9 protein-coding genes and 1 rRNA gene are annotated in these 12,754 nt (G+C 61.3%); 9 read left to right on the forward strand and 1 reads right to left on the reverse strand.

What is annotated here, in order from left to right; all coding sequences use genetic code 11:
• The first annotated feature begins 69 nt into the window (after window positions 1-69).
• From C6W55_RS06075 to melA, 7 genes are all read left to right on the forward strand, one after another.
• Window positions 70-2,259 carry an alpha-galactosidase gene (locus C6W55_RS06075; RefSeq protein ID WP_286891934.1) on the forward strand — a complete coding sequence of 730 codons (2,190 nt, stop codon included), beginning with the start codon at window positions 70-72 and terminating at the stop codon, window positions 2,257-2,259.
• 87 nt (window positions 2,260-2,346) lie between these two features.
• Complete coding sequence (locus C6W55_RS06080; protein WP_286891935.1) at window positions 2,347-3,252, forward strand: hypothetical protein; 906 nt, start codon at window positions 2,347-2,349, stop codon at window positions 3,250-3,252.
• Between the two features lie 90 nt (window positions 3,253-3,342).
• Window positions 3,343-4,422 carry a Gfo/Idh/MocA family protein gene (locus C6W55_RS06085; RefSeq protein ID WP_286891936.1) on the forward strand — a complete coding sequence of 360 codons (1,080 nt, stop codon included), beginning with the start codon at window positions 3,343-3,345 and terminating at the stop codon, window positions 4,420-4,422.
• A 414-nt stretch (window positions 4,423-4,836) separates the two neighbouring features.
• Window positions 4,837-5,604, forward strand: coding sequence for a phosphoribosylformimino-5-aminoimidazole carboxamide ribotide isomerase (hisA, locus tag C6W55_RS06090; protein WP_286891937.1), 768 nt, complete (start codon window positions 4,837-4,839; stop codon window positions 5,602-5,604).
• A 16-nt stretch (window positions 5,605-5,620) separates the two neighbouring features.
• Entirely contained in the window at window positions 5,621-6,283 is a 663-nt protein-coding gene (locus C6W55_RS06095; protein WP_015254407.1) for an SGNH/GDSL hydrolase family protein, read from the forward strand.
• A 43-nt stretch (window positions 6,284-6,326) separates the two neighbouring features.
• Entirely contained in the window at window positions 6,327-7,208 is an 882-nt protein-coding gene (locus C6W55_RS06100; RefSeq protein ID WP_015254408.1) for a helix-turn-helix transcriptional regulator, read from the forward strand.
• Between the two features lie 123 nt (window positions 7,209-7,331).
• Window positions 7,332-8,849, forward strand: a complete 1,518-nt coding sequence (melA, locus tag C6W55_RS06105; protein WP_286891940.1) for an alpha-glucosidase/alpha-galactosidase — start codon at window positions 7,332-7,334, stop codon at window positions 8,847-8,849.
• Here melA and C6W55_RS06110 read toward each other — a convergent pair.
• Window positions 8,846-9,763, reverse strand: a complete 918-nt coding sequence (locus tag C6W55_RS06110; RefSeq protein WP_015254410.1) for an AraC family transcriptional regulator — start codon at window positions 9,761-9,763, stop codon at window positions 8,846-8,848. The two genes, melA and C6W55_RS06110, sit on opposite strands and share 4 nt — an antisense overlap.
• 129 nt (window positions 9,764-9,892) lie before the next feature.
• Here C6W55_RS06110 and yicI point away from each other — a divergent pair, with 129 nt between their 5' ends.
• A complete protein-coding gene (yicI, locus tag C6W55_RS06115; protein ID WP_286891941.1) occupies window positions 9,893-12,208 on the forward strand; it encodes an alpha-xylosidase in 2,316 nt (771 codons plus the stop codon).
• 439 nt (window positions 12,209-12,647) lie between these two features.
• A 16S ribosomal RNA gene (locus C6W55_RS06120) occupies window positions 12,648-12,754 on the forward strand; the annotation flags it as partial.

Here is a 12,754-nt window from a genome sequence, read left to right on the forward strand (position 1 = left end):
CCCGTGCCGGAAATGCCATAATGGTATCGGGAAAAGCCCGACAATTGTCACCATGGAGGCTGGACGATCATGGCCATTCAGTACGACGCATCCCGCCGTCTGTTCCATCTGCAGACGGATGACACCAGCTACGCCATCCAGATTGCGCATGGAGGCTATCTGGCCCATGTTTACTGGGGAGCGCGCGTGAGGGGGCTCAAGCTGGACAAGCTGCTTGAGTACAAAACCCGGGCGTCCTTCAGCCCGACGACGATCAAGGATATCCCCGAGCTCTCGCTGGATACGCTGCCGCAGGAATATCCGGGATACGGCACATCGGATTTCCGCCATCCGGCCTATCAGGTGAAATTCGCCGACGGTTCGACCGCTTCGGAACTGGTGTACGACAGCCACCGGATCGTGCCCGGCAAGCCGAAGCTGCCCGGACTGCCCGCGACCTACGTCGAGCGGGACGACGAAGCCGAGACGCTGGAGATCACGATGAAAGATCCGGCTTCCGGGCTTGCGGTCGTGCTCGCCTACACCGTCTTCGAGAAGTGGAACGCCATCGCCCGGTCGGCCCGCCTGATCAACAACGGCAGCACGGCGATCGAGGTGCAGCGGGCGCTCAGCATGAGCGTCGATTTCGCGCACGACCGGTATGACCTGCTGCAGTTGTCCGGCGCATGGGCGCGCGAGCGCTATGTGCACAGGCGGCCGCTCGTGCCGGGGCTGCAGGCGGTGGAGAGCCGGCGCGGTTCGAGCAGCCATGTGCAGAACCCGTTCGTCGCCCTGCTCGAGCGGGGCGCGGACGAAGACCATGGCGACGTCTACGGCGTCAGCCTCGTGTACAGCGGCAGTTTCACGGCCGGCGTCGAGGTGGACCAGTTCCACACCTCGCGGCTGTTCATCGGCATCAATCCGTTCGACTTCGGCTGGCGGCTCGAGCCGGGCGAGTCGTTCCAGACGCCGGAAGCGGTGCTTGTCTTCTCGGCGGAAGGGCTCGGCGGCATGTCGCGCAAGTATCACGACTTGTACCGCTCGCGCCTGTGCCGCGGCACGTTCCGCGACAAGACGCGTCCGATTCTCGTGAACAACTGGGAAGCGACGTACTTCAATTTCGACGCCGACAAGATCGAGGCGATCGCCCGCGCGGGCAAGGAGCTCGGCATCGAGCTGTTCGTGCTTGACGACGGCTGGTTCGGCAAGCGCGACAGTGACAATTCGTCGCTCGGCGACTGGTTCGTCGATCGGCGCAAACTGCCGAACGGTCTGGAAGACCTCGTCCAGCGCGTGCGCAATCTCGACATGCAGTTCGGCCTCTGGTTCGAGCCGGAGATGGTGTCGCCGGACAGCGAGTTGTACCGCGCGCATCCGGACTGGTGCCTGCACATCGAAGGGCGACGCCGCACCGAGGCGCGCCAGCAGCTCATTCTGGACCTGTCGCGCGAGGACGTGCAGGACTATATCGTGAAGACGATCTCCGGCATTCTCTCGAGCGCGCCGATCACCTATGTGAAATGGGATATGAACCGGAACATGACGGAGATCGGCTCGGCGAAGCTGCCGCCGGAGCGCCAACGGGAAACGGCGCATCGCTACATGCTCGGTTTGTACAGCGTGCTGGAACGGATCACGTCGGCGTTTCCGCACGTGCTGTTCGAGAGCTGCTCGGGCGGCGGGGGACGTTTCGATCCGGGGATGCTCTACTACATGCCGCAGACGTGGACGAGCGACAACACGGACGCGATCTCGCGGCTCAAGATCCAGTACGGCACGAGCATCGTCTATCCGGTCAGCGCGATGGGCGCGCATGTGTCCGCCGTGCCGAATCATCAGGTCGGCCGGGTGACGCCGCTCGAGACGCGCGGCCACGTCGCTCTCTCCGGCAACTTCGGATACGAGCTGGATCTGACGAAGTTCACCGAAGAAGAGAAGGAGATCGTCAAGGCGCAGATCGCGCTGTACAAAGAAATCCGCCATCTCGTCCAGTTCGGCGACTTCTACCGGCTGCTCAGCCCGTTCGAAGGCAACGCGGCGGCCTGGATGTTCGTCGCGAAGGACAAACGGGAAGCGTTCGCCGTCTATGTGCAGATTCTGCAGGAACCGTATGCGCCGCTTGACCGTTTTCGGCTGAAGGGGCTCGATCCGAACCTCGATTATGAACTGGACCGGGACGGCCTGGTGTACGGCGGCGACGAGCTCATGAACGCCGGGATGCCGGTGCCGCAGTTCCACGGCGATTTCCGCAGCCGCGTCTACCGTCTGCGCGCGAAATAACGGCTGCTGGTGTGACAAAATCAGGTCATGCCGTTTGCCCTGCAACTTTTACGGCAACACTTTCGTCGAAAAGACGGAGGTGCTGAAATGACAACCAAGCGCAAAATCAGGTTGGTATTGCTGGCAGCCGCTCTGACGGCGGCGATGGCGATGACCGCATGCTCGGACAACAACGGCAATGCCGGCAACGGCGGCGCGCAAAACAACGGAACACCGCAGAATGAAGCGCCGCAGCAGGATAACGGCCAGACGGACGACGGGGGACAGACGGAACTGAAGGAAGGATCGGGCATTTATATCGGCCAGATCGATCCGCATTCGATCGAAATTGAAGTCGGCGGCACGCCGGTCGTGTTCCAGCTCGGTGAAGGCGTCGCGGACGTGCTCGAGGGCCTCAACCCGAACGATCCCGTCCAGTTCAAATATACGGAACAGCCCGTGGAAGGCGACGACACGCTGAAGGTGCTGACCATCACCGAACTTTCGCGCGCGGAAGGCGCGGGCGCCGGCGAAGATGCCGCACGGCTTCCCGAGACGAAGGAGCTGGACGTCGAGCTGGAAGGCATGCCGGAGAAACGTGAAGCGACGAAAGCGGTCGGTTCCGGCTACGCCATTTACGTTTTCCCGCAATTCACCTTCGACCCGGAGACGAACCGGATGAGCATGAACGTCGATTCGAATTACTATGTCGATATCGAGAAGCTGCCGGCCGGCTATGATCCGGATGAAATCCGGAACGCGGGCGAAGCTTGGGTGAAAGAAGGCGCGGGAACGGTCGAGGAATGGACGGGCGACCGGATCTACAAGCAGATGCAGGGCGCTTCCCTGTACTTGACCGGTCAGAAGACCGGATTGACCCGGACGTTCGTCGTGGAGACGATCGACGGCGCGGATTATGCATTGAAGTTCAATCAGCCGCAGGGTGAAGCTTCGGAAGGATTTCTGCCGCTTGCCTTTGCGTCGGTGAATTCCATCGTGAACACGAGCCGTTAAAGAAACGGTTGTCAGGAATGCCGTTTCGCCTTGACGGACAAGGCGAAACGGCTTTTCCTGTGGCATACATACCTGGGAGGGACTCATGGCATGAGAACGATCAAGATCGGCATTATCGGCAGCGGCGGAATCGCGCGGGCGCACGTGGAAGCCTACAAGCAGCTCCCGTACGTCGAAGTGGCGGCGGTGGCGGATGTTGTGCCGGGACGGGCGAAGCAATTTGCCGAGGCGCAAGGGCTGACGAACGCGGCGGCGTTCGATTCCCATGAAGAACTGCTCAAGCTGCCGCTCGACGGGGTCAGCATCTGCACGCCGAATGTCGCCCACTATCAGACGACGATCGATTCGCTGCGAACCGGCAAGCATGTGCTGCTCGAGAAGCCGATGTCGGTGACGCTCGCGGAAGCGGTGGATATGGTGGCCGCGCAGAAGGCGGCGGGCACGTTGCTGTCGATCGGTTTTCAGCCGCGCTACGATCCGAACATGAAGCTGCTCAGGGAGATCGTCCAGTCCGGACGTCTCGGCAATATCTACTATGTCGAAGTGGGCGGCGGACGCCGGAGGGGTATGCCGGGCGGCACGTTCATCCGCAAGGAGCTGGCCGGCGCCGGAGCGCTCGCGGACATCGGCTGCTATTCGCTGGACATGGCGCTGAACGCCCTCGGCCATCCGCGGCCGGTGACGGTATCGGCATATGCCTCGAACCTTTTCGGCCGGAACCCGAAGTATCATCCCGAAGCGGACAAGTTCGAGGTGGAAGATTTCGGCGTCGCGATGATCCGGTTCGAGAACGATCTGGTGCTGCAGTTCAAGATTTCCTGGGCCATGCACATGGACACGCTCGGTCCGACGCTCTTCCTCGGCACGGAAGCGGGGCTGAAGGTGACGCCGTACGGCACCGGCCCGTGGTCGGGCGCTTGGGACGGCAAAATCGGCTCGATGACGCTCTATCACGATGAATTCGGCACCCATACCCATACGGAGATTCCGCTGATCGAGCACAAGACGAACCTGTTCTTCGAGAAGGTGCGCGATTTCGCCGAAGCGGTGCGGGACGGCAAGCCGGCGCCGATTCCGGGCGAGCAGATTCTGATTCAGCAGGCGATCATCGACGGCGTGCTCCGCTCCGCGGAAGCGAAGCGGGAAGTGGAGATCAAGCTGCCGGAGTAAGCGTTGGACAGTCTGCCGGCGGGCGCGGTGCGGGCCGCTGCGATGCTGCCTGCCGGCGTCCGTCGCCGTCGGCTCCGGCGCCGCTTGCGGCGTTGCGGACCGTCTGCGCGCGTGCGAGGCGGTTTCCGCTGCCGGTACGGCCCGTGTCGAAAACGGCCGCAACAGGCGGCAAAACGGCCATAAATGTGGAAACGCTTGCAAAATGTTGTCGCCGACAATCGTCAGAAAAATGCGGCAATTCGTCGATTCGCGCGCTCGCCCGGGAAATAATCATTCGGGAAATACCGATTGCGGGCAACCGGGAACCGGCACTACGGAAGCGATGGACAAACTTGCGCCGGATGCGCTAACCTTGTATTGGAATACTGCCGGCCGGAGAGGCGGCGGCCGGCAAGAGAAAGGCTGAGCAGAAACGTGAAATTCAGACCCTGCATCGACTTGCACCAGGGTAAGGTCAAACAAATCGTCGGCGAAACGTTAAACGACAGCGGCCAGGGGTTGGTCGAGAACTTCGTTTCCGAACGCGAACCGGCCTATTATGCGGAACTCTTCCGGAAGGACGGCCTGACCGGCGGGCATGTGATCATGCTCGGACCGGGCAACGAAGAAGCCGCGGCGGAGGCGCTGGCCGCCTGGCCGGGCGGACTCCAGATCGGGGGCGGCATTACGGCGGACAATGCGGCGGCATGGCTCGAGCGCGGGGCGTCGCATGTCATCGTCACGTCGTATCTGTTCCAGAACGGGCGGCTTCGCGAAGATCATCTCGAGCGGATCGTCAGCGAGGTCGGCCGGGACCGGCTCGTCATCGACCTGAGCTGCAAGCGCAAGGACGGCCGCTGGTACGTTGTGACCGACCGCTGGACCGTGTTCAGCGATTTCGAGCTGAATGAAGCGAATATCCGCGGCCTTGAGCAGCACTGCGCGGAATTTCTCGTGCATGCCGTCGATGTGGAAGGGAAGCGTACCGGCATCCTCGCCGATCTGGCGGAGCAGCTTGCCGCCTGGATGACGATTCCGACCACTTACGCCGGCGGGGCGCGGTCGCTGGACGATCTGGCGTTGTTCCGGAAGCTGACGCAAGGCAAGCTGGACATTACCGTCGGCAGCGCGCTCGATCTGTTCGGCGGCGAACTGAAATACCGCGATGTCGTCGCTTTCTGCCGCGGCGAAATCGAATCATGAGACGGGGGATGGCGCCATGAAATTGAAGCAAGGCCAGAAACTGCTGTTCATCGGCGATTCGATCACGGACTGCGACCGCAGCAAACCGGACGGCGAAGGGCTGTTCGATGCGACCGGCCGCGGCTACGTGACGATCGTGGGCGCGCTGCTGACGTCCACTTATCCGGAGCTCGGCATCCGCGTCGTCAACAAGGGGATCAGCGGCAACACGGTGCGCGACCTGAAAGCGCGCTGGGAGACGGACGTCATCGCGCAGCGGCCGGACTGGCTTTCGATCATGATCGGAATCAACGATGTGTGGCGGCAGTTCGACGTGCCGTTCATCAAGGATTGGCACGTGTACATCGACGAATATGAGGCGACGCTGCGCGAACTGGTGCAAAGGACGAAACCGGGCGTAGAGGGGCTCGTCCTGATGACGCCCTTCTACATTGAGCCGAATGAAGCGGATGCGATGCGCGCGGCGATGGACCGATACGGCGCCGTGGTGAAGCGGATCGCCGAAGAGGAGGGGGCGCTGTTTGTCGACACGCAGGCGGCGTTCAATAAGGTGCTCGGGACACTGTATGCCGGCACGCTGGCTTGGGACCGCGTCCATCCGACGCAGGCCGGCCATATGATTCTGGCGCGGGCGTTCCTGAACGCCATCGGTTTCGATTGGTCCAAAATGGCGCAGTAACCGGAGCTCCGAACGATTCGAACGGACGGGAGCGTGTGCCCGAATGAGCCTGTTTCCGCAGCGGATCATGACCGGCCGATTCCGGCCGGTTGTGACCGCTTATTATTTTAAAGAGTGGCGCGGCTACGAGATGGACGACCATACGCATCCGTCGATGGAGATCATGTATGTGATCCGCGGAGCGTGCCGGGTGGAACTCGGTCCCGGCACCGACGGACGGCGTGCGTACGGACTCAAGAAGGGCGAGTTTATTTTCCTCAATGCCGCCGTTCCGCACCGCCTGGTCGTGCCGGAGACGTGCCGGATGCTGAATGTGGAGTTCCGTTTTGCCGAGCGGTCGGGCGGGCTGCCGTCGATCAGCGAGCTGGCGGCGGAAGATCCGGCGCTGGCCTCGCTCATCGCCTGTCCGCGCGATCATCTCGTGCTGCGCGAACCGCATGACATCTACAACGCGCTCAAGGCGCTCGTGCTGGAGCTGGACAATCCGGACGGCCGCGAGCCGCTGGTCCAGATTCTGTTGTCCGAACTGCTGCTTCGCATCGCGGCGCTGCACAAGGAATCGGAAGCGGCGGACGAGCCCGGCGCGGAGCGCTACGTGCGGCAGGCGGCCGCGTTCATGCACGAGCATTACGACCGGCCGCTGCGCATCGCGGACATTGCAGCAAGCGTGAACCTTCACCCGGTTTACTTGCAGCGGATTTTCAAGCGGTCGACCGGCCAATCCGTCATGGGCTACCTGACGGCATTCCGGATGGAGAAGGCGAAGATGCTGCTCCGACAGACCGACATCCCGGTGGCCGACATTGCGGATTACGTCGGCATCGGCAGCCGGCAATATTTTCACGACCTGTTCAAGAAACATGCCGGCATGACGCCCGCCGCCTACCGTCGTTCATTCGGGACAGAGCGCTACTCGGACATTTAAGTTTCGATTACGGACATATCGGCTGTCAAATGGCTGCGATTGCGATAACGCTTTCGCTCTCCCGTTGGTACAATGGGGATGACGGGCGTGAGCCCGGAGCCAACGAACGGGAGGGCGATTTGCTTGTCATTCAAAGTGGCGTTCATCGGCGCGGGCAGCATCGGATTTACGCGCAGTCTGCTGCGGGATCTGCTGTCGGTGCCGGAATTCCGGAACATCCGCGTTGCGTTTACGGACATCAGCGAACGTAACCTCGAGATGGTGCGCCAGCTTTGCCAGCGTGACATCGACGAGAACGGACTGTCGATCCGGATCGAGGCGACGACTGACCGGCGGGAAGCGCTGAAGGACGCGAAATATGTGCTGAACACGATCCGCGTCGGCGGGCTGGAAGCTTTCCAGACGGACATTGACATACCGCTCCGCTACGGCGTCGACCAGTGCGTCGGCGATACGCTGTGCGCGGGCGGCATCATGTACGGCCAGCGGGGCATCGCCGTCATGCTGGACATCTGCAAGGACATCCGCGAAGTGGCGGCGAAGGATGCGCTCCTGCTCAACTACGCGAATCCGATGGCGATGCTGACGTGGGCGTGCAACAAATACGGCGGCGTCCGTACAATCGGCCTCTGCCATGGCGTGCAGCACGGGCACAAGCAGATCGCCGATGTGTTCGGTCTGAAGAAAGAGGAAGTCGACATCATCTGCGCCGGCATCAATCATCAAACGTGGTACATCCAGATTCGGCACAAGGGCCGCGATCTGACGGGCGAGCTGCTCGAGGCGTTCGAGCGCCATCCGGTATACAGCCGGACCGAGAAGGTGCGGATCGACATGCTGCGCCGGTTCGGCTACTACAGCACGGAGTCGAACGGTCACCTGAGCGAGTATGTACCGTGGTACCGGAAGCGCCCCGAAGAGATCCGCGACTGGATCGATCTCGGGAGCTGGATCAACGGCGAGACAGGGGGCTACCTGCGCGTCTGCACCGAAGGCCGGAACTGGTTCGAGACGGATTTCCCGAATTGGCTGAAGGAGCCTCCGCTCAAGTTCCGTCCGGAAGACCGCGGCTACGAGCACGGTTCGTTCATCATCGAGAGCCTGGAGACGGGCCGCGTCTATCGCGGACATTTCAACGTCGTGAATGGCGGCGTCATCTCGAACCTGCCGGACGACGCGATCGTGGAAGTGCCGGGCTATGTGGACGCGAACGGCATCTCCATTCCGCATATCGGCGATTTGCCGCTCGGCCCGGCCGCCGTCTGCAATGCCAGCATCAGCGTGCAGCGGCTCGCCGTCGAAGCGGCGGTGCGCGGCGACGACTTCCTGCTGCGCCAGGCGTTCATGATGGACCCGCTCGTCGGCGCGGTGTGCAATCCGAAGGAAATCTGGCAGATGGTCGACGAGATGCTTGTCGCACAGGAGCAATGGCTGCCGCAATACAAGGAGGCGATTGCGGCGGCGAAAGCGCGGCTCGAAGCCGGTCGGGCGGCGGGCACGCTCATTCCGACGCGCGACTATCAAGGCGCGGCGCGGCTTAAAGTGAAGACGGTCGAAGAGATGGAGCGCGACCGCGAAGAGGCGACGAAGAACGCGGCCGCGGCGGACAAGGGGCAGGACCGCGAGAAGGCGAAGCACTAGAAGCTGTGGCCGATGCCGAACTCGTCGGACGGCGCGCCGGTTGCGCCGCGCTGCCGGTACTCCATCGGCGTGCAGCCGAACCGCTGCTTGAACACCGTGTTGAAGTAGCTCATATTGTTGAACCCGACTTCATAAGCGATGTTCATGATCTTCTTGTCGGTGGAGCGGAGCAGGATCGCGGCCTGCCGGACGCGGTACAGGTTGATGTACTCCACCGGGGTCGCCGCCGTGATCCGCTTGAAGAAGCGGCAGAAGTATGCTTCGCTCATCGACACGGTCGAGGCGAGCTCGCGAAGCCGGATCGGCTCGGCATAATGGCGCTCGATATATTCGAGCGCCTCTTTGATGCGCTCCGTCTGCTGGTCTGCGCCCGCGCGGCGCGCCTGCTCCGTGCGTGAAGCCATCCTTAGCAGGAGCGCCATGCAAGTCTGGAGCATGCCGCGGACGGCCAGCTCGTACCCGTGCGGTCTCGCCCGGTCAATTTCAAACAATTGCTTCAAGATATCCAGCAAGGCGGCGCTGTCCCCGTTCATCCGGTCGAGATGGACGGGGACTTCGTATTGCCGTTCCAGCAGCGGGCGGATATACCGCTGGTGGATGAGATCGGGGGCGCTGCCCGACAGCAGATCCGCATGGAACACGGCGGCGGAGAAGGAACAGCCCTCCTCGCCGGCCACCGAGCCGGAGTGCAATTCGCCGCTGCCGACGAAGATCGCTTCACCGGCTGACACCGCATAGTCCTTCGTCCCCACGCGAAGGTTCGCCCGGCCTTCCGTTACCATGAAAAATTCCAGCTCGTCGTGCCAATGCAGATCAAGCAGCGGCTGATCCGGCGGACAATGGAAATGATACATCCTGACCGGAAAAGCGGGGCTGCCGTGCCGGCGGGCTTCCTTCAGCAGCGCTTTGTTCATCGGGATGGTCCTCCTTGGGACGTTCCGGAGCAAATTAGTCAAAATCCTGATATAATCAGACAAAAATCAGGGATGAAGGCGTTGCCAGACGACAATATCATTATAGGCAGAGCAAGGGAGGGATCGCAAATGAAGTTTACCGACGGTTATTGGATGGTGCGCAAAGGCGTCGAAATTCAATATCCGACCGAAGTGCGCGACGTGGTGGTCCATGACGGCGCCGTGTCCGTGTACAATGCGACCAAGTTCGTCCGCACCAAAGGCGACACGCTGAACGCTGCGCTGCTCACGTGCGAAATCAGCTCGCCGCTGCCGGACGTTCTTCGCGTGAAGTGGTACCATCATGCGGGATTGCGGGAGAAGGGGCCTCGTTTCACCATCAACGCGGATGTGAACCACAAGGCGGAGATCGAGCGGCACGAAGATCATGTAACGGTCAGAAGCGGCCGCCTGACGGCGCGGATCAAGCAGCCGGCCTGGGGATTGGAGTTTTTCTACGACGATCGCCGCATCACCGGCACGGGCGTAAAAGGAGCGGGCTATATCCTGGATCACGGCAAACCGTACTTCCGCGAAATGCTCGATCTCGGCGTCGGCGAACTGGTTTACGGTCTCGGCGAACGGTTCACCCCGTTTCTCAAGAACGGACAAGTCGTCGACATCTGGAACGAGGACGGCGGCACGGCCAGCGAGCAGGCGTACAAGAACGTGCCGTTCTATCTGTCGAGCGGCGGCTACGGCGTGTTCGTGAACCATCCGGAGCGCGTCTCTTTCGAGATCGCGTCCGAAATCGTCTCGAAGGTCGGCTTCAGTGTCGAAGGCGAATCGCTCGAGTATTTCATCGTGGGCGGCGAGACGCTGAAGGATGTGCTCGACAACTATACGAAGCTGACCGGCAGACCGGCGCTGCCGCCGGCGTGGTCGTTCGGGCTGTGGCTGACGACGTCGTTCACGACGGATTACGACGAGGCGACGTGCAAGAGTTTCATCGACGGCATGGCCGACCGGAACATTCCGCTGCATGTTTTCCACTTCGACTGCTTCTGGATGAAGGAATATCAATGGTGCGATTTCGAGTGGGATCCCGCCATGTTTCCCGATCCGGAAGGGATGTTGAAGCGGCTCAAGGCGCGCGGCCTCCACATCTGCGTCTGGATCAACCCGTACATCGCGCAGAAGTCGCCGCTGTTCAAGGAAGGGATGGAGCGCGGCTACCTCGTCAAGCGGCCGAACGGCGACGTCTGGCAATGGGATATGTGGCAGGCGGGCATGGGGCTTGTCGACTTTACCAACCCGGATGCGGTGCGCTGGTATCAGAGCAAGCTGAGACGGCTGCTCGACATGGGCGTGGACTGCTTCAAGACGGACTTCGGCGAGCGGATTCCGACCGACGTCGTCTGGTTCGACGGCTCCGATCCGCAGAAAATGCACAACTACTACACGCATCTCTACAACAAAGCGGTATTCGAGTTGCTCGAGGAATACCGGGGCAAGGGCGAAGCGATGCTGTTCGCCCGCTCGGCGACGGCCGGCGGACAGATGTATCCGGTCCACTGGGGCGGCGACTGCTCGGCGAACTACGATTCGATGGCCGAGACGCTGCGCGGCGGCCTGTCGCTCGGCCTCAGCGGCTTCGGATTCTGGAGCCACGACATCAGCGGTTTCGAGCGGACGGCACCCGCCGACATTTACAAGCGCTGGGTCGCCTTCGGGCTGCTCTCCTCGCACAGCCGCCTGCACGGCAACGAATCGTACCGCGTCCCGTGGCTGTTCGACGAGGAGTCGGTCGACGTGCTCCGTTTCTTCACCGAGCTGAAATGTTCGCTCATGCCGCATCTTTTCACCTATGCGGTCGAAGCGAAGGAGCGCGGCCTGCCGATGATGCGCGCGATGGTGCTCGAGTTCCCGGACGATCCGACTTGCCACTATCTCGACCGGCAATACATGTTCGGGGAGCGGCTGCTCGTAGCGCCGATCTTCAATGACCGGGGCGAAGTGCTGTACTATGTGCCGGAAGGGCGCTGGACGAATCTGTTGACCGGCGAGACGGTCACCGGCGGCAAATGGTACCGCGAGAAGCACGGCTACATGTCGCTTCCGCTGCTCGTCCGTCCGAACTCGTTGATTGCCATCGGCGCGAACAACCAGCGGCCGGACTACGATTATGCGGACAACGTGACGTTCCATCTGTTCGAGCTGGAAGACGGTCAGACGGCCAAAGCGGTCGTTCACGATCTGCAAGGCTGTCCGGTTCTGACCGTCAGCGCATTCCGCACCGGCGGCACCATCGAAATTGCAGCGGATGGCGCCGTAAAACCGTGGCACGTCGTGCTGCGCGGTATCCAAGGTACGCCGTCGGTTGAAGGCGCATCGGCGGAAGCGACGCCTCAAGGGATAAAGCTGTCACCGGCTGCCGGCACACCCCGCGTCGTGGTTCAAATCTAGCATCGATGTGATGAAAATCGTTCAAACCCGCGTAAGCATGATGGACATGCAAGCGCGGGTTTTTGTCGTCTGTGTGCTTGGGGCGTTTGACGGATTGACAATTGTTACGGGAAAGAGTGATCACACGTCGGGAAATCCGGTTGGGCAGGCGAATTCTACTTTGAATGCCATGCATCGGGGCTTGATTCGGGCGGCGATTTTGCTTATTATATATATCCGCTGCGGCTCGATCTCATTCTGAGCTTGCAGGAATGTAAATATTCCAGAAAAAAACTTGTTGCAAACTCCTGATGAACTGTGATATATTATAAAAGTCGCCGCTGAAACGGCGGACGGCGAGAGGGCTCCTTGAAAACTGAACAACGAGCTTGAGTTGCCCGTCTCCTTTGGAGACGAAGCAAAGCGCGAACGTACGAGATGAGTCAATCGACTCTTGCCTTTAATGGAGAGTTTGATCCTGGCTCAGGACGAACGCTGGCGGCGTGCCTAATACATGCAAGTCGAGCGGAGTTTTCGCGGACGGAAGCCTTCGGGTGGATGTTGCGA

The sequence above is a fragment of the Thermobacillus sp. genome (genome assembly GCF_003390775.1).
GTDB classification, from domain to species: Bacteria; Bacillota; Bacilli; order Paenibacillales; family Paenibacillaceae; genus Thermobacillus; species Thermobacillus xylanilyticus.

Excerpts from the sequence above, each read along its gene's own strand:
- C6W55_RS06075 (WP_286891934.1), top strand. The coding sequence starts at position 70 with ATGGCCATTCAGTACGACGCATCCCGCCGTCTGTTCCATCTGCAGACG.
- C6W55_RS06110 (WP_015254410.1), bottom strand. The coding sequence starts at position 9,763 with ATGAACAAAGCGCTGCTGAAGGAAGCCCGCCGGCACGGCAGCCCCGCT.
- C6W55_RS06085 (WP_286891936.1), top strand. The coding sequence starts at position 3,343 with ATGAGAACGATCAAGATCGGCATTATCGGCAGCGGCGGAATCGCGCGG.
- C6W55_RS06095 (WP_015254407.1), top strand. The coding sequence starts at position 5,621 with ATGAAATTGAAGCAAGGCCAGAAACTGCTGTTCATCGGCGATTCGATC.
- C6W55_RS06080 (WP_286891935.1), top strand. The coding sequence starts at position 2,347 with ATGACAACCAAGCGCAAAATCAGGTTGGTATTGCTGGCAGCCGCTCTG.
- C6W55_RS06100 (WP_015254408.1), top strand. The coding sequence starts at position 6,327 with ATGAGCCTGTTTCCGCAGCGGATCATGACCGGCCGATTCCGGCCGGTT.
- yicI (WP_286891941.1), top strand. The coding sequence starts at position 9,893 with ATGAAGTTTACCGACGGTTATTGGATGGTGCGCAAAGGCGTCGAAATT.